This window comes from Crossiella cryophila (assembly GCF_014204915.1).
Taxonomy (GTDB): Bacteria; Actinomycetota; Actinomycetes; order Mycobacteriales; family Pseudonocardiaceae; genus Crossiella; species Crossiella cryophila.
In genome coordinates, this window is sequence record NZ_JACHMH010000001.1 from 4,314,519 (window position 1) to 4,333,386 (window position 18,868).

Annotated in this window: 21 protein-coding genes; 16 read left to right on the forward strand and 5 right to left on the reverse strand. The window is 70.0% G+C overall.

Annotation, left to right across the window (positions count from 1 at the left end):
- Positions 1 to 38 precede the first annotated feature (38 nt).
- Entirely contained in the window at positions 39 to 1,580 is a 1,542-nt protein-coding gene (mptB, locus tag HNR67_RS19290; protein WP_185003644.1) for a polyprenol phosphomannose-dependent alpha 1,6 mannosyltransferase MptB, read from the reverse strand.
- A gap of 138 nt (positions 1,581 to 1,718) precedes the next feature.
- Between mptB and HNR67_RS19295 the strand changes: the two genes are divergently transcribed.
- The 9 genes from HNR67_RS19295 to HNR67_RS19335 all read left to right on the forward strand — a co-directional run bounded on the left by HNR67_RS19295 (position 1,719) and on the right by HNR67_RS19335 (position 9,709).
- The gene (locus HNR67_RS19295; RefSeq protein WP_407645136.1) at positions 1,719 to 2,522 is read left to right on the forward strand and encodes a helix-turn-helix transcriptional regulator; all 804 of its coding nucleotides are present in this window, start codon (positions 1,719 to 1,721) and stop codon (positions 2,520 to 2,522) included.
- On the forward strand, positions 2,519 to 3,964 hold the full coding sequence (sufB, locus tag HNR67_RS19300) for a Fe-S cluster assembly protein SufB (RefSeq protein ID WP_185003645.1): 1,446 nt from the start codon (positions 2,519 to 2,521) through the stop codon (positions 3,962 to 3,964). Before HNR67_RS19295 ends, sufB begins: the two co-directional genes overlap by 4 nt.
- Positions 3,964 to 5,139: a Fe-S cluster assembly protein SufD gene (sufD, locus tag HNR67_RS19305; RefSeq protein ID WP_185003646.1), complete on the forward strand. Its 1,176-nt coding sequence runs from the start codon at positions 3,964 to 3,966 to the stop codon at positions 5,137 to 5,139. The genes sufB and sufD overlap by 1 nt, the downstream gene beginning before the upstream one ends.
- Positions 5,136 to 5,462 (forward strand): Rieske (2Fe-2S) protein, encoded by a 327-nt coding sequence (locus HNR67_RS19310; RefSeq protein ID WP_185003647.1) that lies wholly within the window; start codon positions 5,136 to 5,138, stop codon positions 5,460 to 5,462. Before sufD ends, HNR67_RS19310 begins: the two co-directional genes overlap by 4 nt.
- A 28-nt stretch (positions 5,463 to 5,490) precedes the next feature.
- Complete coding sequence (sufC, locus tag HNR67_RS19315) at positions 5,491 to 6,261, forward strand: Fe-S cluster assembly ATPase SufC (protein WP_185003648.1); 771 nt, start codon at positions 5,491 to 5,493, stop codon at positions 6,259 to 6,261.
- Between the two features lie 84 nt (positions 6,262 to 6,345).
- Positions 6,346 to 7,623, forward strand: coding sequence for a cysteine desulfurase (locus tag HNR67_RS19320; RefSeq protein ID WP_185003649.1), 1,278 nt, complete (start codon positions 6,346 to 6,348; stop codon positions 7,621 to 7,623).
- A complete protein-coding gene (sufU, locus tag HNR67_RS19325; RefSeq protein ID WP_185003650.1) occupies positions 7,623 to 8,087 on the forward strand; it encodes a Fe-S cluster assembly sulfur transfer protein SufU in 465 nt (154 codons plus the stop codon). The genes HNR67_RS19320 and sufU overlap by 1 nt, the downstream gene beginning before the upstream one ends.
- Entirely contained in the window at positions 8,084 to 8,476 is a 393-nt protein-coding gene (locus HNR67_RS19330; RefSeq protein ID WP_185003651.1) for a metal-sulfur cluster assembly factor, read from the forward strand. Before sufU ends, HNR67_RS19330 begins: the two co-directional genes overlap by 4 nt.
- Before the next feature lie 102 nt (positions 8,477 to 8,578).
- Positions 8,579 to 9,709, forward strand: a complete 1,131-nt coding sequence (locus HNR67_RS19335; protein WP_185003652.1) for an exo-alpha-sialidase — start codon at positions 8,579 to 8,581, stop codon at positions 9,707 to 9,709.
- On the opposite strand, the gene HNR67_RS19340 is transcribed toward HNR67_RS19335, so the two are convergent.
- Both HNR67_RS19340 and HNR67_RS19345 read right to left on the reverse strand, forming a co-directional pair.
- Positions 9,706 to 10,227: an EF-hand domain-containing protein gene (locus HNR67_RS19340; RefSeq protein ID WP_185003653.1), complete on the reverse strand. Its 522-nt coding sequence runs from the start codon at positions 10,225 to 10,227 to the stop codon at positions 9,706 to 9,708. The genes HNR67_RS19335 and HNR67_RS19340 overlap by 4 nt on opposite strands.
- Before the next feature lie 49 nt (positions 10,228 to 10,276).
- Positions 10,277 to 11,074, reverse strand: coding sequence for an alpha/beta fold hydrolase (locus HNR67_RS19345; protein WP_185003654.1), 798 nt, complete (start codon positions 11,072 to 11,074; stop codon positions 10,277 to 10,279).
- 85 nt (positions 11,075 to 11,159) lie between these two features.
- On the opposite strand from HNR67_RS19345, the gene HNR67_RS19350 reads away from it, so the two are divergent.
- The 3 genes from HNR67_RS19350 to HNR67_RS19360 all read left to right on the forward strand — a co-directional run bounded on the left by HNR67_RS19350 (position 11,160) and on the right by HNR67_RS19360 (position 14,009).
- Positions 11,160 to 12,479 (forward strand): aminotransferase-like domain-containing protein, encoded by a 1,320-nt coding sequence (locus HNR67_RS19350; RefSeq protein ID WP_185003655.1) that lies wholly within the window; start codon positions 11,160 to 11,162, stop codon positions 12,477 to 12,479.
- 55 nt (positions 12,480 to 12,534) lie between these two features.
- A complete protein-coding gene (locus HNR67_RS19355) occupies positions 12,535 to 13,641 on the forward strand; it encodes a calcium:proton antiporter (protein WP_312987616.1) in 1,107 nt (368 codons plus the stop codon).
- A gap of 191 nt (positions 13,642 to 13,832) precedes the next feature.
- The gene (locus HNR67_RS19360; protein WP_185003656.1) at positions 13,833 to 14,009 is read left to right on the forward strand and encodes a hypothetical protein; all 177 of its coding nucleotides are present in this window, start codon (positions 13,833 to 13,835) and stop codon (positions 14,007 to 14,009) included.
- A gap of 732 nt (positions 14,010 to 14,741) precedes the next feature.
- On the opposite strand, the gene HNR67_RS19365 is transcribed toward HNR67_RS19360, so the two are convergent.
- Entirely contained in the window at positions 14,742 to 15,464 is a 723-nt protein-coding gene (locus tag HNR67_RS19365; RefSeq protein WP_185003657.1) for a hypothetical protein, read from the reverse strand.
- Positions 15,465 to 15,533: 69 nt separating this feature from the next.
- Between HNR67_RS19365 and HNR67_RS46685 the strand changes: the two genes are divergently transcribed.
- A complete protein-coding gene (locus HNR67_RS46685; RefSeq protein WP_185003658.1) occupies positions 15,534 to 16,046 on the forward strand; it encodes a DUF4232 domain-containing protein in 513 nt (170 codons plus the stop codon).
- Positions 16,047 to 16,076: 30 nt separating this feature from the next.
- Here the strand turns inward: HNR67_RS46685 and HNR67_RS19375 are convergent, their stop codons facing one another.
- Positions 16,077 to 16,598 carry a hypothetical protein gene (locus tag HNR67_RS19375; protein ID WP_185003659.1) on the reverse strand — a complete coding sequence of 174 codons (522 nt, stop codon included), beginning with the start codon at positions 16,596 to 16,598 and terminating at the stop codon, positions 16,077 to 16,079.
- A 181-nt stretch (positions 16,599 to 16,779) separates the two neighbouring features.
- On the opposite strand from HNR67_RS19375, the gene HNR67_RS19380 reads away from it, so the two are divergent.
- The 3 genes from HNR67_RS19380 to HNR67_RS19390 all read left to right on the forward strand — a co-directional run bounded on the left by HNR67_RS19380 (position 16,780) and on the right by HNR67_RS19390 (position 18,837).
- On the forward strand, positions 16,780 to 17,226 hold the full coding sequence (locus HNR67_RS19380) for a nitroreductase family deazaflavin-dependent oxidoreductase (protein ID WP_185010851.1): 447 nt from the start codon (positions 16,780 to 16,782) through the stop codon (positions 17,224 to 17,226).
- Positions 17,227 to 17,272: 46 nt separating this feature from the next.
- Positions 17,273 to 17,851 (forward strand): TetR/AcrR family transcriptional regulator, encoded by a 579-nt coding sequence (locus tag HNR67_RS19385; protein WP_185003660.1) that lies wholly within the window; start codon positions 17,273 to 17,275, stop codon positions 17,849 to 17,851.
- A gap of 83 nt (positions 17,852 to 17,934) precedes the next feature.
- A complete protein-coding gene (locus HNR67_RS19390; protein WP_312987619.1) occupies positions 17,935 to 18,837 on the forward strand; it encodes an alpha/beta fold hydrolase in 903 nt (300 codons plus the stop codon).
- The last annotated feature ends 31 nt before the right edge of the window (positions 18,838 to 18,868 follow it).

Below are 18,868 nucleotides of genomic sequence, written 5' to 3' on the forward strand. Positions count from 1 at the left end.
AGGGTAGGCCGAGAGCGGGGTCACCCGGACGGCGGGCTTCAGAACAGGACACGCTTCTTGCCGTTGTTGGGTTCGGGCATGTGTTTGCGCACCGCCCAGACCAGCAGGGCGCAGGCGATCAGGCCCGCCGCCACCGACAGCGGGATGACGTAGGCGCGACCCTCATACGTCATGCCGGGCGGCGGGTCCGGCACCGCGAGCACGATGCTGAGCACGATCGCGGCGGTGCGGAACCGGCGTGAGTTGGTCGCCGCGGCCAGCGGGATGGCGGCCCAGATCATGTACCAGGGGTGCACCACCGCGCCCAGCAGCAGCACGCAGCCCAGCGCGATGCCCAGCGCGGTGAGCGGGTTGCGGCCGGGCACCCTGGTGCGGAAGGCGATCCAGAGCAGCGCGACGCAGATCACCGCGATGATCACGTAGCCGAGGCCGCGGCCGATCAGGATGGCCGAGTCCATGTGGTTGCCGACGCCGAGCAGGATGCCGATACCGCCGGCGGCCATGCCCAGCGCGGTGGTCGGGGACTTGAACGTCTTGACGATGTTGGGCACGTCCAGCGCGCCTATCCAGCCGAAATCCAGGCCGGTGAGCAGCCGCCAGGCCGCCAGGGTGAGGGCGAAGACGATCACCAGTTTGACCGTGATCCGGAGCAGGTCGCGGATGTCCCCGCCCATCCGGCGGGCCAGCACCGCGCCCAGGAAGCCCAGCGCGAGCACCGCGGGCAGTTTCACCAGTGCCGCGGTGGTGATGATCACAGTGCCCAGGATGACCGAGCGGGACAGCGCCAGCTCGAAGCCCGCCAGCATCAGGCCGATCGCCAGCGCCTCGTTGTGCACCCCGCTGACCAGGTGGAACAGCACCAGCGGGTTGGCGGCGCCCAGCCAGAGCGCGGCCACCGGCGGCACCCCGAACCGGCGGGCCAGCCGGGGCAGCGCCCACACGATCATCGCGATGCCTGCCAGCGCGAGCAGCCGGTGCAACAGGATGCCGACCATCAGGTGGTCGCCGACCAGCGAGGCGATACCGCGGCCGATGGCCAGCCCGACCTGCCCGTACGGCGAGGGCGTGTCCCGCCAGATGTTGGGCACGCCCCTGGTCAGCGGGTGGTCCACGCCGAGGGTCTCCGCCGGCCCCTGGGTGTACGGGTCGAAGCCGCGGGCGGCCATCTCGCCGATGGCCAGGTAGCTGTAGACGTCCCGGCTGAACATCGGCAGCGACAGGCTGAGCGGGACCAGCCACATCATCAGCGTGCGGTCCATCTGCGAGCGCGAGACCAGCCGCGGCCGCCCCGGGCTGGCGAAACGGCCCAGCCACAGCCAGGACACGATCAGCAGGCCCATGCCGGTGTAGACCGCGGCCATGGACACCGTGCCCACCCGGATGAACAGGTTGAGCACCGGGAAGTCCTGGAACGGGTTGACCACCGGGGAGGCGCCGGCGCCGATCGCGCCGACCGCCATCAGCAGTGAGCCGAGCGTGCCGAAGCGGCGCACCAGGTCGAGCTGCCGTTGCTCGGCCTCGTTCAGCCCGGCCGGACGGCCGTGGCTGGACCGGCCTAGTTCTGCCGGTCGCCCTTCCACCACAGATCCACTGACACCACTGCCTACCTCGCCGGACGCCACGTCAGGAAGGGTAGTGCGTAGGCATCGGGGGTGAGTCGGGTCACCTCCCCGGACCCCGCCTTTGCCGCTCGCGAGTAAATAAGCAACACTTGTGTTGTGAAAAACACCGGGACCCCCCAGCGATCAGTCGTGGAGGCTGAACGCGCTGATGGGCGTACCCGGCAGGCGGTCGCCCGGCTGCTGCTGGAGCAGGGGCCGATGACCGCCGCGAGCGTTGCCGAGGAACTCGGCCTCAGCCCGGCCGCGGTGCGCAGGCACCTGGACGCGCTGCTGGCCGACAAGGAAGTGAGCACCAGGGAGGCCTCCCGGCTCCAGCCGAGGGGACGAGGCCGCCCGGCCAAGCTTTTCCTGCTCACCGAGAGTGGTCGCGCCCAGTTCGGGCACGCCTACGACGACCTCGCCGTGGCCGCGCTGCGTTACCTCGCCGAATGCGGCGGGGAGGAGGCGGTACGCGCCTTCGCCGAGCGCCGGGTCGCCACATTGGTGGACCGGCACCGGGCGAGCGTGCTGTCCGTTTCCGACCCGGTGCAACGGGCCGAGGCCCTCGCGCAGGCGCTGAGCAGCGAAGGCTACGCTGCCTCGACGCGGCGCGTCGGCCATGGTGAGCAGCTCTGCCAGCACCACTGCCCGGTCGCGCACGTCGCTGCCGAGTTCCCACAGCTCTGCGAGGCCGAGACAACGGCCTTCGCCGAGCTGCTCGGATCTCATGTGCAGCGCCTGGCGACCATCGCCAGGGGTGACGCGGTGTGCACCACGCACCTGCCGCTGATCCCCGTGGCGGTTTCCCAGAACGACCCGGTCCCGCCGACGGCGGGCACCACCACCACGCGTCCGGAACCGGCCGAGAAACCGGTGCCGGGCCAGACCGCACGGATCCCGGACGGAGGGGAGCCCGCATGACTGCCGCTGCCGAGCAGCGTCCCACCACGGAGCCCATGACCCAGGAGGAGACGCTCGCCACCCTTGGTCGTTACGAGTACGGCTGGGCCGACTCGGACACGGCCGGCGAGACCGCTCGACGTGGCCTGAGCGAGGACGTCGTCCGCGACATCTCCGCGCGCAAGGGCGAGCCCGAGTGGATGCTGGAGTCCCGGCTCAAGGGCCTCAAGCTGTTCGAGCGCAAGCCGATGCCGCACTGGGGCGCCGACCTCACCGGGATCAACTTCGACTCGATCAAGTACTTCGTGCGCTCCACGGAGAAGCAGGCCACCAGCTGGGAGGACCTGCCCGAGGACATCAAGAACACCTACGACCGCCTGGGCATCCCGGAGGCGGAGAAGCAGCGCCTGGTCGCCGGTGTCGCCGCGCAGTACGAGTCCGAGGTCGTCTACCACCAGATCCGCGAGGACCTGGAGGAGCAGGGCGTCATCTTCCTGGACACCGACACCGCGCTCAAGGAACACCCTGAGCTGTTCATGGAGTACTACGGCTCGGTGATCCCGCACGGGGACAACAAGTTCTCCGCGCTCAACGGCGCCGTGTGGTCGGGTGGCTCGTTCATCTACGTGCCCAAGGGTGTCAAGGTCGACATCCCGCTGCAGGCCTACTTCCGGATCAACACCGAGAACATGGGCCAGTTCGAGCGGACGCTGATCATCGTCGACGAGGGTGCCTACGTGCACTACGTCGAGGGCTGCACCGCCCCGATCTACTCCTCCGACTCGCTGCACTCCGCGGTCGTGGAGATCATCGTGAAGAAGGGCGGCCGCTGCCGCTACACGACGATCCAGAACTGGTCGAACAACGTCTACAACCTGGTCACCAAGCGCGCCAAGGCCGAAGAGGGCGCGACCATGGAGTGGATCGACGGCAACATCGGTTCCAAGGTGACCATGAAGTACCCGGCCGTCATGCTGATGGGCCCGCACGCCAAGGGCGAGGTGCTCTCCATCGCCTTCGCCGGCGAGGGCCAGCACCAGGACGCCGGCGCCAAGATGACCCACCTCGCCCCGTACACCTCCTCGACCATCGTGTCGAAGTCGGTGGCCCGTGGCGGCGGCCGCACCTCCTACCGCGGCCTGGTCCGGGTCAACAAGGGCGCGCACCACTCGGCCTCCACCGTGAAGTGCGACGCGCTGCTGGTCGACCAGATCAGCCGCTCGGACACCTACCCCTACGTCGACGTCCGCGAGGACGACGTGTCGATGGGGCACGAGGCCACGGTGTCCAAGGTCAGCGAGGACCAGCTTTTCTACCTGATGTCGCGCGGCCTGACCGAGGACGAGGCCATGGCGATGGTCGTGCGCGGGTTCGTCGAGCCCATCGCGCGCGAGCTGCCGATGGAGTACGCCCTCGAACTGAACCGCCTGATCGAGCTGCAGATGGAAGGGGCAGTCGGCTGATGACTGCGATTGTTGAAGGGGTGAAGCCGCACTCGCACGGCGCGGGTGCGGTTGTTCCGGACGCCTCCCGCGCGGAGTGGTTCTCCTCGTTCGACGTCACCGAGTTCGAGGTGCCCACCGGGCGCGAGGAGCTGTGGCGGTTCACCCCGCTCAAGCGGCTGCGCAACCTGCACGACGGTTCGGCCCCGGCCAGCGGGACCACCGCGGTCGAGGTCAGCGCCGCGCCCGAGGTGAACGTGGAGACCATCGAGCGCGGGGACACCCGGCTCGGCGTGGCCGGCGTGCCAGCCGACCGCGTTGCCGCGCAGGCGTGGTGCTCCTACCCGTCGGCGACCCTGGTGACCTTCCCGAAGGACACCAAGGCCACCGCGGCGACCATCGTGACGGTGACCGGAGCGGGTCTGGACAAGACCGCGTACGGGCACATCCAGCTGCGCGCCGAGGCTTTCGCCGAGGGCATCGTGGTGCTGGACTACCGCGGCTCCGGCGCCTACGCGGAGAACGTGGAGATCGTCGTCGGTGACGGCGCCAAGCTGACCGTGGTCTCGGTGCAGGACTGGGCCGACGACGCGGTGCACGTGGCCAGCCACCACGCCAAGCTCGGCCGGGACGCCGTGCTGCGGCACACCGCGGTGACCCTGGGCGGCGACCTGGTCCGGCTGTCCCCGACGGTGACCTACGACGGTCCCGGCGGCGACGCGGAGATGCTCGGCGTCTACTTCGCCGACGCCGGCCAGCACCTGGAGCACCGGCTCTTCGTCGACCACTCGGCCTCGCACTGCCGGTCCAACGTGGTCTACAAGGGCGCGCTGCAGGGCGAGGGCGCGCACACGGTGTGGATCGGCGACGTGCTGATCCGGGCGACCGCTGAGGCCACCAACACCTACGAGCTGAACCGCAACCTGCTGCTCACCGACGGCGCCCGCGCCGACTCGGTGCCGAACCTGGAGATCGAGACCGGCGAGATCGAGGGCGCGGGTCACGCGTCGGCGACCGGCCGCTTCGACGACGAGCAGCTGTTCTACCTCCAGGCGCGGGGCATCCCGGTCGAGCAGGCTCGGCGACTGGTGGTGCGCGGGTTCTTCAGCGAGATCCTCGCCAAGATCACCGTGCCCGAGGTCCGCGAGCGCCTCGAGGCCGCCATCGAGGCAGAACTCGAGGCGGTCGGCGCATGACCGAGTTCAGGGTGTGCCCGCTGGCCGAACTGGCCGAGGGCAAACCGCACGGCACCGAGGTGGACGGCACGCCGGTCGTGCTCGTCCGCCTCGGCGAGCGGGTGCACGCGCTGCGTGATGTCTGCTCGCACGCCGAGGTCACCCTGAGCGACGGTGGCGAGGTCAGTGACGGCGCCATCGAGTGTTGGCTGCACGGTGCGGGTTTCGACCTGTGCACCGGCGAGCCGCTGACCCCGCCGGCCAGCGAACCGATCGACGTGTACGCGGTGAGCGTGCGCGAGGGCGAGGTCTACGTGGACCCGGCCACCCCCACGAACCGCTGACTGCTTTCACCAGGAGAAACGACAGACCATGGCTACTCTGGAGATCAAGGACCTGCACGCAGAGGTCATCACCAATGAGGGGAACAAGGAGATCCTCAAGGGTGTCAACCTCACCGTGAAGGCCGGTGAGACCCACGCGATCATGGGGCCCAACGGCTCCGGCAAGTCCACCCTGGCCTACGCCATCGCCGGGCACCCCAAGTACGCGATCACCAGCGGCTCGGTGCTGCTCGACGGTGAGGACGTGCTGGAGCTGAGCGTGGACGAGCGGGCCCGCGCGGGCCTGTTCCTCGCCATGCAGTACCCGGTGGAGGTGCCGGGCGTGTCCATGTCCAACTTCCTCCGCACCGCGGCCACCGCGGTCCGTGGCGAGGCTCCGGCCGTGCGCCACTGGGTCAAGGAGGTCAAGGCGGCCATGACCGACCTGGACATCGACCCGACCTTCGCCGAGCGTTCGGTGAACGAGGGCTTCTCCGGCGGTGAGAAGAAGCGCCACGAGATCCTGCAGCTGGCGCTGCTCAAGCCGAAGATCGCGGTGCTGGACGAGACCGACTCCGGTCTGGACGTCGACGCGCTGCGCGTGGTGTCCGAGGGCGTCAACCGCTACAAGGCCGACGGCGAGGTGGGCGTGCTGCTGATCACCCACTACACCCGGATCCTCAAGCACATCGCCCCCGACTTCGTGCACGTCTTCGCCGGTGGCCGCATCGTCGAGTCCGGCGGCGCGGAACTGGCCGAGCGCCTGGAGAACGAGGGCTACGTCCGCTACGCGGGCAAGCCGGAGGCCGCTGCCGTCTGAGGGAATTTCCCTTGATCGGCAACGGTTTCCCGTACTGAGAAGCACCCACCACCACATGCGGACAGCGAAAGGAGGCGGCTCCCTGTGACCACTGTTGCCGCACCTTTGGACGTCGCCGCCATCCGGGCCGACTTCCCCATCCTGGGCCGGACCGTGCGCGACGGCAAACGGCTGGTCTATCTCGACTCGGGAGCCACCTCCCAACGTCCGCGCCAGGTGCTGGACGCGGAACGGCACTTCCTGGAGACCAGCAACGCCGCCGTGCACCGCGGCGCGCACCAGCTGGCCGAGGAGGCCACCGACGCCTATGAGGAGGCGCGGGCCAAGATCGCCGCGTTCATCGGCGTCGGCGCGGACGAGGTGGTGTTCACCAAGAACGCCACCGAGGGCGTCAACCTGGTGGCCTACGCGATGAGCAACGCGGCCACCGCGGGCGACCTCGCGTCCCGGTTCCAGGTGGGTCCCGGTCACGAGATCCTGGTGACCGAGATGGAACACCACGCGAACCTGGTGCCGTGGCAGGAACTCTGCCGGCGCACCGGCGCGACGTTGCGCTGGTTCGGGGTCACCCCGGACGGCAGGCTCGATCTGTCCAACGTGGACGAACTGATCAACGACAACACGAAGGTGGTCGCGTTCGCGCACCAGTCCAACGTGTTGGGCACGGTCAACCCGGTGCGGTCCCTGGTGGAGCGGGCACGGGCGGTCGGCGCGTTCACCGTGCTGGACGCCTGCCAGTCGGTGCCGCACGCCCCGGTTGACTTCGAGGCGCTCGGAGTGGATTTCGCGGTCTTCTCCGGACACAAGATGCTCGGGCCGTCCGGAGTGGGTGTGCTCTACGGACGGCACGAGCTTCTTTCCGCGATGCCCCCCTTCATCACCGGCGGCTCGATGATCGAGCTGGTCAAGATGGAGGGCTCCACCTACGCCCCGCCGCCGCAGCGGTTCGAGGCAGGGGTGCCGATGACCTCGCAGGTGATCGGGCTGGGCGCGGCGGTGGACTACCTCACCGAACTGGGCATGGACCGGGTGGCCGCGCACGAGCACCACCTCACCGAGCTGGCGCTGGCCGGGCTCAAGGAGATCCCCGGCGTGCGGATCATCGGCCCGGACGTGCCGGTGGACCGCGGCGGTGCGGTGTCCTTCGTCATCGACGGCGTGCACGCGCACGACGCCGGGCAGGTGCTGGACAGCCTGGGCGTGGAGGTCCGCGTCGGGCACCACTGCGCGTGGCCGCTGCACCGCGCCCTCGGCGTGGCCGCGACGGTGCGCGCCAGTTTTTACGTCTACAACGAGCCCGCCGAGGTCCAGGCCCTGCTGGACGGGGTGCGCGAGGCCCAGCGGTTCTTCGGGGTGAACTGATGCAGCTGGAACAGATGTACCAGGAGATCATCCTGGACCACTACAAGAACCCGCACCTGCGCGGCCTGCGCGATCCGTTCCAGGCCGAGGTGCACCACGTCAACCCGACCTGCGGTGACGAGGTGACGCTGCGGGTGCAGCTGGTGGGCGAAGGGCTGGACGCCAAGATCCTCGACGTCTCCTACGACGCCCAGGGTTGCTCGATCAGCCAGGCGGCCACCTCGGTGCTGACCGACCTGGTCGTGGGCACCACGGTGGAGCAGGCGCTGACCAAACACGAGGCGTTCCGCGAGCTGATGCAGGGCCGTGGCAAGGTGGAACCGGACGAGGACGTGCTGGAGGACGGCATCGCCTTCGCCGGAGTGGCCAAGTACCCGGCGCGCGTCAAGTGCGCGCTGCTGGGCTGGATGGCATTCAAGGACGCGGTGGCGCAGGTCGTCGGGGAAGGAGCCGGTGCGCGATGAGCACCGAAGAGCAGCAGGAAGTGCAGCGCGGGGTCGCCGGGATGCCGGAGTTGCCCGCCGAGCCCAAGGTCGAGCTGGCCCTGGTCGCCGATGTCGAGGAGGCCATGCGTGACGTGGTCGACCCCGAACTGGGTATCAACGTGGTCGACCTGGGCCTGGTCTACGGCATCCACGTCGAGGAGGACAACGTCTGCATCCTGGACATGACGCTGACTTCCGCGGCCTGCCCGCTGACCGACGTCATCGAGGACCAGACCCGCGCCGTGCTGACCGGCCCCGGCCTGGTCGACGAGGTCCGGATCAACTGGGTCTGGATGCCGCCGTGGGGCCCGGACAAGATCACTGACGACGGTCGCGAGCAGCTCCGCGCGCTCGGTTTCACCGTCTGACACAGGCTTTCCGCAACCGCCCGGCACGGGGTCACCGTGCCGGGCGGTTCTGTGTTGCAGGATGGGCCCGGCTGTTCGGCCACACGAATGGACGGGGTGGGGATGACACAGCGAACGCGCTGGCTGGGGATCGTGGCGGCGCCACTGCTGCTGACCGGGCTGCTCGCGCAGCCGGCGGCGGCCGAGGCGAGCACGGTGGCCAAGATCGTGCAGGAGCCGGGGGAGTACGAGGCGCGATTCCCTGACGTGCTGAAACTGCGGGACGGCAGGCTGATGGCGGTGTGGCACCGGGCCACCGCCCACGCCGGGGCGGTGGGCACCATCCAGCTGTCCTTCGGCAGCGCCGACGGCCGGACGTGGAGCGAGAACCCCACCCCCGCGCTGGCCGATCCGGGCACCATGGCCGGGATCGACACCCGCGATCCCAAGCTGGGCATGATGCCGGACGGCAGCGTGCTGATGACCTTCTTCGTGCCGGGCGGCAAGGTCTACTACTCGGTGTGGAAGCCCGGCTGGACCCGGTTCACCGACCCGGTCCAGCTGACCGCGCCCGGCATCGGCGCCGGGATCTTCAGCCACGGCAGCCCGCTCGCGCTGGCCGACAACGGCTCCCAGACCGACCAGGTGCTCATCCCGGTCTACACCGTCGACAACGACCAGACCGGGTACAAGGGCGGGGCGCACTTCATCCGGGCCACCTACCGGCCCACCGGCGACCCCCGGCTGGTGGTGAGTTCGGCGCACCAGATCATCGGCAACGCCAACCCGCCCGGCCGGAAGTACTTCGAGCCGAGCTTCGTGCAGTACGGCGGCACGGTGGTCGCGGTGGTGCGGTCCGAGCAGAACGGCGGCGGGTCACCGGCGATCGTGGTGCGCTGGAACCCCTACACCGCCACCCCGGACTACGAGTACCAGAGCTTCAGCGATGTGCTCGCCAGCTCGCACCACCTGCTCAAGACCGCCAGCGGCAAGCTGCTCTTCACCTACGGCGACCGGGCCCGCGCGGGGCGCCCCACCGCGGGCATGATGATCAGCAACCCCATCGCGGACTGGACCAAGGGCAAGGTGCTGCCGATCTACAACTCCGGCGCGCAGGACCAGGCCAACCCCTCCAGCGTGGAGATCAGCGCCGGGACCTTCCTGACCCTGGCCTACAACGCCAAACCGAAGACGAGCGATCCGGAGTTCGGCGGCACGCTCTGGGTCGTGCAGAGCAAGGCAGCCGACTACTAGAGCGGGCCGAACACCAGGGTGCCGGGGGCGTCGGCGTCGTCCCCGGCCCAGAACTCGTACCAGAGGTCGCCGAACTCCTCGTGCGAGAGACGGCCGTCGCCGTCGGCGTCCAGCGCGGGGAAGATCGCGTCGGTGTCGGTGGGACGGCCGTTCCAGACCTCGATGAGCTGCCGGTACTCCGCGGCGGAGATCAACCCGTCCTGGTTCTCGTCGATGGCCTCGAACATCGCCGCCGCGGTGCCGGTGACCGCCTCCGGCATCTCGGGCAGCTGATCGACCACCAGCAGCACCTCGTCCAGGGTGACTTTGTTGTCACGATCCAGGTCGGAGGCGGCGAGCAGGGTGGCCCACCAGCCGAGCATGATCTGCTCCAGCAGCTGGTGATCGCCCGGCCCGCGCACCTCGATCCAGCGCGCGGCCAGCGCGGCGAAGTCGCCTTCCTCCAGGAACCCGTCGCTGTTGGCGTCCAGTGCCGCGAACACCCGGCTGATCTTGCGTCGTTGCAGGTCAGTGGCCATGGCAACCACGGTAGGTGGACAGCTGGGACGGGCCTATCGGCCATCCAGGTCAGCGCGGCACCGGACCGGGTCGCGCGAACACCACGGAGAGGAAGCGGTCCAGGGCGGCGTTGAACTCGGCCGGGCGTTCCAGGTTCGGCAGGTGCCCGGCGCCGTCGATGATCACCAGCGGCGCGTCGGGGATGCCCTGCTGGATGGTGCGGGCGTCCCGGATCGGGGTGAACTCGTCCGCGCTGCCGACCACCACCAGCGTCGGCGCGGTGATGGTGGGCAGCAGCGGCAGGTAGTCCGGGCGCTCGGCGCGGCCCCGCAACGCGGCGGCGGCGCCCTCCGGCGGCGCGGCGTTCATCATGCGCAGCACGTGCGCGGCGACCTCGGGCTGTTCCCGGATCGTCCGCGGCGCCACCATCTTGGACAGCACCTCGGTCGCGTAGCCCGCCATGCCCTCGCGCAGCAGCCGGTCGGCCTGGGCGTTGCGGTCGGCCCTGCCCTCGGCGGTCTCGGCCTCGGCGAAGGTGTCGGCCAGCAGCAATCCGCGGATGCGGTGCGGGAACAGGCGGTAGCACTCCAGCACGATCTGGCCGCCCATGGACAGGCCGCCGAGCACGAAGCGGTCCACGCCGAGCCGGTCGAGCAGTTCGGCGAGGTCGGCGGCGAAGACGTCCAGGCCGGTGACGCCGGGCACGACCGGGCTCCGGCCGTAGCCGCGCAGGTCCGGGGTGATCACCCGCAGGCCGGCCGCGGTGAGGTGCTCGACCTGCGGGCGCCACATCGAGCGGTCGAACGGGTGGCCGTGCACGAGCACCACCGGCTCGCCGGCACCCTGGTCGTCGAAACTGAGTTCCATGTCGTTCTCCCTGGTCACGGTTGACGACTCGACGCTATTCGGTGCACTATCCCGGTGCAATGAAAACAATGTGCTCGGAGCAATGATGCGAGATTACCGAGTGGTCGCGGACCGGATCGCGGCCGAGATCGCCGTCGGGCGGTTGCGGCCGGGGGACCGGCTGCCGCCGCAGCGCCAGTTCGCCCGCCGCCACGGCATCGCCGGGTCCACCGCGGCCAGGGTGTACGGCGAGCTGGTGCGCCGCGGCCTGGTCGTCGGCGAGGTCGGCCGCGGCACCTTCGTGCGCGCCGCCGAACCCGCGCCGGGTCTCGCGCTGTCCGAACCCGCCGCCGCGCAGGTCGACCTGGAACTGAACTTCCCGGTCCTGCCCGGCCAGCCCGAACAACTCGCCGCGGCGCTGGCCGGTCTGACCCGCCCCGACGTGTTCGCCGCCGCCCTGCGCCCGCTCGGCGTGACCGGCGATCCGGACCTGCGCGCGGCCGCCGCGATCGGATTGCGGCGCGGCGACTGGACCCCCGAGCACAGCCGGATCCTCTTCTCCGGCAACGGAAGACAGGGCCTGGCCGCCGCGATCTCCGCACTGGTGCCCACCGGCGGACGGCTCGGCGTGGAGGCGCTGACCTATCCGGTGATCAAGGGCATCGCGGCCCGCCTCGGCGTCACCCTGGTGCCGCTGCCGATGGACGAGCACGGCGTGCTGCCCGCCGCGCTGGACACCGTGCCCGCGGTGTACCTGCAGCCCACCCTGCACAACCCGCTCGGCGTCACCATGTCCGAACAGCGGCGGGTCGAGGTGGTGGAAGCACTGCGCCGCAACGACATCCCGCTCATCGAGGACGGCGTCTACGGTTTCCTGCGGCCGGAGCTGCCGCCGCTGGCCGCGCTGGCCCCGGAACGCACCGTGCTGGTGGACAGCCTGTCCAAACGCCTGGCCCCCGGCCTGACCCTGGGTTTCATCGTGTCCACACCGAAACTGACCGATGGGTTGGCGGCCGCGCTGCGCTCGGGTGCGTGGGCCGCGCCCGCCTTCGCCATGGCCGCGGCCCGGCACTGGCTCACCGACGGCACCGCCACCGCGATCGAGTCCGCCAAACGCCTCGACGCCGGCGCCCGGCAAACCCTTGCCGCCCAACACCTCGCCGGGTTCACCCGGCGCGCCGACCCGGCCGCGTACCACTGCTGGTGGGAGTTGCCCGCGCCGTGGCGGGCGGAGACCTTCGTGGCCGCGGCGGCCCGCCGGGGCATCGCGGTCACCCCGGCCGCCGCGTTCGCCGTGGTGCCGGGCCACGCCCCCAACGCCGTCCGCCTCGCCCTGTCCGCGCCGCCGATGGGCACCCTGGCCGCGGCGTTGCGGGTGCTGGCCGAGCTGGCCCGCGGTGTGCCGGAGGACACCACAATGGACTGATCATCGGGCTGCCGCCCGCGCGCACGAACGGAATCCGGACATTAGGGTCAGGGGCGTGAACCCGCCGACCGACACCGCCCCGGACACCTCGGCCGCGTTGCCCAGGTGGAGTCTGATCGTCCCGCCACTGGCCCTGGTGCTGCTGGTCGCGTCCTGGGGGCGTGGCCTCAACGCGGTGCTGCTGATACTCGTCTGCGCAGGCCTGGCCGGTGGCGTGATCGCCGCGGTGCACCACGCCGAGGTGGTCGCGCACCGCGTCGGCGAACCCTTCGGCACGTTGATCCTGGCCATCGCCGTCACGGTGATCGAGGTGGCCCTGATCGTCACCCTGATGTCCTCCGGCGGCCCCGACAGCGCCTCCCTGGCCCGCGACACCGTCTTCGCCGCCATCATGATCACCTGCAACGGCATAGTCGGCGTCGCCCTGCTCGCCGGTTCGCTGCGCCACCGCGTCCAGGAGTTCCGCGCGCACGCCTCCGGCGGCGCCCTGGCCGTCACCCTGGCGTTGGTCACGGTGTGCCTGGTGCTGCCCACCTTCACCATCAGTTCGGCTGGCCCCACCTTCACCGGCCCGCAGTTGGCCTTCGCCGGCGTCGCCTCGCTGGTGATGTACGCGGTCTTCGTCTTCGTCCAGACCAAACGCCACCGCGACTACTTCCTGCCCAAGGGCGACTGCACCCCCGACGAACACGCCCCCGCCCCCACCGCCCGCACCGCCTGGCTGAGCCTCGCCCTGCTGGTGCTCTGCCTGGTAAGCGTCGTCGGTCTGGCCAAAACAGTCTCCCCGGCCCTGGAATCCGCGGTGGAATCCGCCGGCGCGCCAAGATCGTTGGTAGGCCTCCTGATCGCCCTGCTCGTCCTCCTCCCGGAAACCGTCGCCGCCGTCCGAGCCGCCCTCCGAGACCGCCTCCAGACCAGCCTCAACCTCGCCCTGGGCTCGGCCCTGGCGAGCATCGGCCTGACGATCCCGGCGATCGCGCTGGCGTCGATCTGGTTGACGGGGCCGTTGGTGCTGGGGTTGGGGGCGAAGGAGATGGTGTTGCTCGCGCTGACCGGGGTGGTGTCGACGCTGACGATCGTGTCGGGGCGGGCGACGGTGTTGCAGGGGGCGGTGCACTTGATGGTGTTCAGCGCGTTCGTGTTCTTGGCTGTGACCCCGTGAGGGTGTATTTGGTTGGGGTGCCTCGAGTTGGGGTGGTGGGCTTGAGCTGGGATGATGTGGGGGGCGTTGGGTTTGGGGGTGGGTGGGGTTCACCTGGTTGGGGGAGATGATCCAGAGGGTGGGGCAACCTAAACGCGGGTTTTTGCGTTCCGCAGAGGGACGGTGGCGGCGGCGGATCCCGTCAGGGCGGGGTGGCGGGGTGGGGTTGGCCGGGGCTGGGCCGGGTTGAGCTGGGCTGGGACTGGGCCGGGCTGGATGGGGCTGGGCTGGGCTGGGGCGAGCGCCGGGCTGGGGCGAGCGCCGGGCTGGGGCGAGCGCCGGGCTGGGGCGAGCGCCGGGCTGGGCTGGAGCTGGGCCCGGCCGGGTAGGGCTGGATGGGCTCAGCCGGGCCAGACAGGGCGGGGCCGGGTGGGGCGAGGGGCTCGGGCCGGGCTGAGCCGGGCTTGGGCGGGCCGGGACGTGCAGTGCAGGGAGGCGGCAGGCGTGGCCGGCGCGGCTGGGGCTGCTGACGCGGGCGGCTGGGGCAGGCGGTCTGGGGCAAGCGGCTGGTATGCGGAGCGCTTGGTGCGTCAACGCGCGCGTCAGGTGTTGAGCGTGGGGCCAGTCGTGTGCGGGGTTGAGTGTGGTGCGCGGGGTTGAGCAGGGTGCGCGCGGCTGAGTGGGGCTTGCGCGTGAAGCGCGAGGGCGGCGGCAGGGGTTGTGGTGGCCCGGGGTACGGCGTCGGGATGAAGCGGCGGGGCGAGTCAGGCTCGGCCGAGTGGCAGGTGGATGGTCAGGTCGCGGGGCGCGGTGGGCGCGGGTCTCGAGGAGCGCGGTTCCTGAACGCAGCCGGGCGGGCGGGAGTGGCAGGGCTGGAGCTGGCTTGGGCACAGTGCTGGCTTGGGCACGGTCTGGTGCGCGGCGTGACCCGGCCGGGCTATGGCGCGGCGGAGTTGTGGCTCAGCGGAGTTGTGGTGCGGCGGGGTTGTGGCCCGGCCGCGCGGTGGCCTGGCGGGGCTGAGCTGGGCCGCGGGTGAGGCGGGTTGGGGCGTGGATGGCCGCGGATGAGGCGGCTGAGGCGGGGCTGGGCTGCGGCTGAGGTTGTGGCGCGGGGTGTCCGGTCAGCAGGGGCCGCGGTAGGCGGTTATGGCGTTTCGGGCTGTGGTGATCTCTCGGGTTTCCAGGGGAGAGATTGCTTGTGGGGTGGGGATGTTGTTGGTCAGGGCGGTTTTGGCGGCGCTGGCGGCGTAGGCGAGTTGGCGGAGGTTGTTGTCGATCTCCTTGGGGGTTTTGTTCAGCAGGGCGATGCTGAAGTGGGCGATGTTGTCGACTGCTTGGGTTATCCGGGTGCGTTCTTGCGGGGTTTCGCCGTCGAGTAGGGCTGCGGTGGCGAGGGTGAAGGTTGGACCTGCGACGGCGGTCAGGGCGTCGAGGTTGGTGCAGAGGTCTGGGCGGGCTTGGGGGTTGGGCGCGGGGGGAGGCGTGGTCGCCGTTGCGGTTGTGGGTGGGGATGGCGGGGTTGGTGGGGTGGTGGTGCAGGCGGTGGTGGTCAGGGCGGTGAGGAGGGCTGCGGTGGCCTTCAGCGTGGTGGTGGGTGGGGTGGCGGGTTTCAGGTTGGTGGCGGGGGTTGCGGTGGGTTTCTGAGTGGCGGTGGGGGTGGGGGCCGGAGTCGCGGTGGGGTTTGGGGCGGTGGTGGCCGGAGTTGGGTTGGGTTTCGGGGGTGCGGTGGGTTTTGGGGCTGTGGTGGGGGTTGCGGTGGGGGAGGGGTGGGGCATGGGCGGGAAGGTAGTCGGGTTTGGGGGGATCAGTCCCGGGGTGTCTGGGTTGGGTGTCTCGCGGGTCACGTTGGGGGCACCTTGATCGGGGTGGTGCGTCTTTCTCGGTGTACAGCGCGTTCTACCGAGGAGATCGCCATGAAACTGAATCTTCGGCGGGGTTTCGCCGTCGTCGCCGTGCTCGCCGCCACCGCTGCGGGCGGGGCGTTGTGGGCTGGGTCTGCTGTCGCCAATCCGACCGATCAGCCTTGCCGGGCCGGGCAGTTGGACGCGACGCTGGTCGCTGGGTCGCCTGGGGCGGGGCAGCGGTATGCCTCTGTTCAGTTCACCGCCAAGCGGGGGACCGCCTGCAAGCTCGCCGGGGCGTTGCCGGTGACCTTGCAGGGGGCTCCTGGGGTGACTGTGGTCGCGGACAACGCGGGGGCGCCGCCGGTGTACCTCGCGGGGGGTAAGTCGGCGCACATTGTGTTGCACTGGACCGGGATTGGGGCTCCGGAGCAGCAGCAGACTCCCGGCAGTGTCACCGTTGGGCTGCCTGGACGGGGGGCCGGGGTGAGTACTTTGCGTTGGGATCAGGGTGCGTTGGATGCGTTCTCGGAGGCGCACACCTTGTACGTCGGGGCTGTGCAGGCTGGGCCTGCGGAGTACTGATTCTCGCTGCTGGCCGGGTCCCTGCCCCGGTCAGAGCGTCAGCAGGAGCAGTACCAGGATTGAGCCCGCGGTGGCTGTGGTGAAGCGGATGGCTACGACGGTGGGGAACCAGGCTGGGTAGGTTTTTGTCGCCGCGGCGACCAAAGCGGCGATGTCCAGGCCTTGGGGGGACGGGTCCGCTGCTTTGCGGAAGGCCGCCTTGAGGTAGTGGGTGGTGAAGACCTCGCCGGGCATGATGACCAGGCCCAGGATCAGCATGATCGGGTGGGTGATCCAGGCCAGGGGGCGGGCCAGGTCGGGGGTGGTCAGGGTGAGGGTGCCCAGGGTGGCCAGGCAGCCGGCGATGGTCAAGGCGATGACGAGGCTGGTTCTGCTCGCGCCGAAGTTGATGCCGTGGCGGGTGAGCAGGTCGGCTGGGAAGCCTTGGTGGGTCACGTTTTTCTCGGCGGCCTCCTGGGCAGCGGTGCCGTGGCGGGCGCCGACGTAGGGGATGAGTACGAAGGTCGCGGCCAGTAGGAACTGCACGGCCGACACTGTGATCTGGGTGGGCATGGGGGCTCCTTCGGTTGGGGTTGCACTTTGTTCAAGTGGGAAGGTAGTGGGTTTGTTGAACTAAGTGCAAGTGGGGGTTGGGGGTTATTGGCACGGGTTTGGAATAGGGGGGAGCTGGTGGGGTGTTGGCTGGTTAGGTGCTTTGAAAAGCGGAGCGCGGTGGATGGAGAGGACCGGTGGCATGCCACTGACCGGCGAGTACGAGCCCAGCCCGAGCGAGTGGGTGCGTAACCAGGTGGAGCTTTTCGAAAGCTCGAACGGGGCGCGGGGCAACACGGTGCTGGATGATCGGCTCGTGGTCGTGCTGACCACCAAGGGCGGCAAGTCCGGCAAGCTGCGCAAGTCGCCGGTGATGCGGGTGGAGCACGACGGGGTCTACGCCGCGGTCGCCTCGCTCGGCGGCGCGCCCAAGCACCCCGTCTGGTACTTCAACCTCAAGTCCACGCCGCTGGTGGAACTCCAGGACGGCGCGGTGCGCAAGGACTACCTGGCGCGGGAGATCACCGGCGAGGAGAAGGCGCTGTGGTGGGAGCGGGCGGTCGCCGCCTTCCCGAACTACGCCGAGTACCAGGAGAAGACCGACCGGGTGATCCCGGTGTTCCTGCTGGAGCCGGTGTCGGGCTCCTGAGTCATTAACTGGACCGAGCGTTCTGGAATCTGTTAGGGTTCGGTCCATGGGCAGGACCAAGGAGTTCGATCCGGACGTGGCACTGCGGGCCGCGATGGAACTGTTCTGGCGGCAGGGCTACGAGGGCACCTCGATGCAGGACCTCGTGGACCACCTCGGCGTCAACCGGGCCAGCATCTACGCCACCTTCGGCGGCAAGCACGAGCTGTACCTGCGCGCGCTGGACCACTACGCCGAACTGACCGACGTGCTGATGCTCAGCGGACTGTCCAAGGCCGGTCCGGTACTGCCCGAGGTGCGCGCGCTGGTCCGCCGATACGTGCAGGACTCCTTGCAGGACAAGGAAAAACGCGGCTGCCTGGTCACCAACACGGTGGTGGAGCTACTCCCGGCCGACGCGGTGGCCGGGCGCCGCGCCGAACTCAGCCTCGACGGGCTGGAAATGGTGCTCGCCAGCGCGCTGACCCGCGCGCAGGCCCAGGGCGAACTGGCCGAGAGCCGGGATCCGCGGGGGCTGGCCCGGTTCCTGGTGACCTTCCTGCAGGGGGTCCGGGTGATCGCCAAGACGCCGGATCCGCGTCGGCTGCTGGATGCCGAACGGCAGGCACTGTCCCTGCTCGACTGAACCGGCCGCGCCCTCTCCTGGGGTGGCGCGGTCTTCTTTTTGTCCTTTTATTGGAATGCTCGTTCTGGAAAATGGAGACTGTTGTGACCGATCGGTACACCGACGCCGCCCTCGCCGCCACGCTGTCGGGGGACTTCCGCAGCGAGCACGCCGAGGTCAACGGCACCCGCCTGCACTACGTCATCGGCGGCACCGGCAGCCCGCTGGTGCTGCTGCCCGGCTGGCCGCAGACCTGGTGGCAGTTCCGCAAGATCATGCCCGCGCTCGCCGAGCACCACCGGGTCATCGCGGTCGACCTGCGCGGCATGGGCGGCTCGGCCAAACCCGCGGCCGGCTACGACAAGAAGACCATGGCCAAGGACATCCACGAACTGCTCCGGCACCTGGGCATCGAACAGGCCGACGTGGCCGGGCACGACATCGGCGCCATGGTCGCGCACAGCTTCGCCGCCAACCACCCCGAGACCGCCCGCCGGATCGCGCTCATCGACGTCCCGCACCCCGACGACAGCCTCGACGAGATCCCCATGCTGCCGCCGCACCCCGACCGCGTGCACCCCTGGTGGTTCGCCTTCAACCACCTCCACGGCCTGCCCGAACAGCTCCTCGCCGGCCGCTCCCGGCACCTCATCGACTGGCTCTACCAGGCGATGCTGCTGGACCAGGGCAAGATCGACGAGCAGGCGCGCACCGTCTACGCCAACGCCTACGACCAGCCCGAGGCCATCCGGGCCGGCAACGGCTGGTACCAGACCTGGCGGCAGGACATCGCCGACAACCGCGGCTACGCCAAGCTGACCACCCCGGTGCTAGGCGTCGGCGGCGACCAGGGCTACCACTACGCCACCGCCCGCGCGCTGCCCAAGCAGGCCAACGACTACGAGCTGGTGGAGATCGCGGACAGCGGGCACTACGTGGCCGAGGAACAGCCCGAGGCGCTGGTGGCCGAACTGCGCCGGTTCTTCGCCGCGGACAAGATCGGCTGAGCCCGGCCGCGCGGCTCCCGCCCGGTACTCG

Coding starts and splice junctions, on each gene's coding strand:
- sufB (WP_185003645.1), top strand. CDS start 2,519: ATGACTGCCGCTGCCGAGCAGCGTCCCACCACGGAGCCCATGACCCAG.
- sufD (WP_185003646.1), top strand. CDS start 3,964: ATGACTGCGATTGTTGAAGGGGTGAAGCCGCACTCGCACGGCGCGGGT.
- HNR67_RS19310 (WP_185003647.1), top strand. CDS start 5,136: ATGACCGAGTTCAGGGTGTGCCCGCTGGCCGAACTGGCCGAGGGCAAA.
- sufC (WP_185003648.1), top strand. CDS start 5,491: ATGGCTACTCTGGAGATCAAGGACCTGCACGCAGAGGTCATCACCAAT.
- sufU (WP_185003650.1), top strand. CDS start 7,623: ATGCAGCTGGAACAGATGTACCAGGAGATCATCCTGGACCACTACAAG.
- HNR67_RS19330 (WP_185003651.1), top strand. CDS start 8,084: ATGAGCACCGAAGAGCAGCAGGAAGTGCAGCGCGGGGTCGCCGGGATG.
- HNR67_RS19335 (WP_185003652.1), top strand. CDS start 8,579: ATGACACAGCGAACGCGCTGGCTGGGGATCGTGGCGGCGCCACTGCTG.
- HNR67_RS19340 (WP_185003653.1), bottom strand. CDS start 10,227: ATGGCCACTGACCTGCAACGACGCAAGATCAGCCGGGTGTTCGCGGCA.
- HNR67_RS19345 (WP_185003654.1), bottom strand. CDS start 11,074: ATGGAACTCAGTTTCGACGACCAGGGTGCCGGCGAGCCGGTGGTGCTC.
- HNR67_RS19350 (WP_185003655.1), top strand. CDS start 11,160: ATGCGAGATTACCGAGTGGTCGCGGACCGGATCGCGGCCGAGATCGCC.
- HNR67_RS46685 (WP_185003658.1), top strand. CDS start 15,534: ATGAAACTGAATCTTCGGCGGGGTTTCGCCGTCGTCGCCGTGCTCGCC.
- HNR67_RS19375 (WP_185003659.1), bottom strand. CDS start 16,598: ATGCCCACCCAGATCACAGTGTCGGCCGTGCAGTTCCTACTGGCCGCG.
- HNR67_RS19380 (WP_185010851.1), top strand. CDS start 16,780: ATGCCACTGACCGGCGAGTACGAGCCCAGCCCGAGCGAGTGGGTGCGT.
- HNR67_RS19385 (WP_185003660.1), top strand. CDS start 17,273: ATGGGCAGGACCAAGGAGTTCGATCCGGACGTGGCACTGCGGGCCGCG.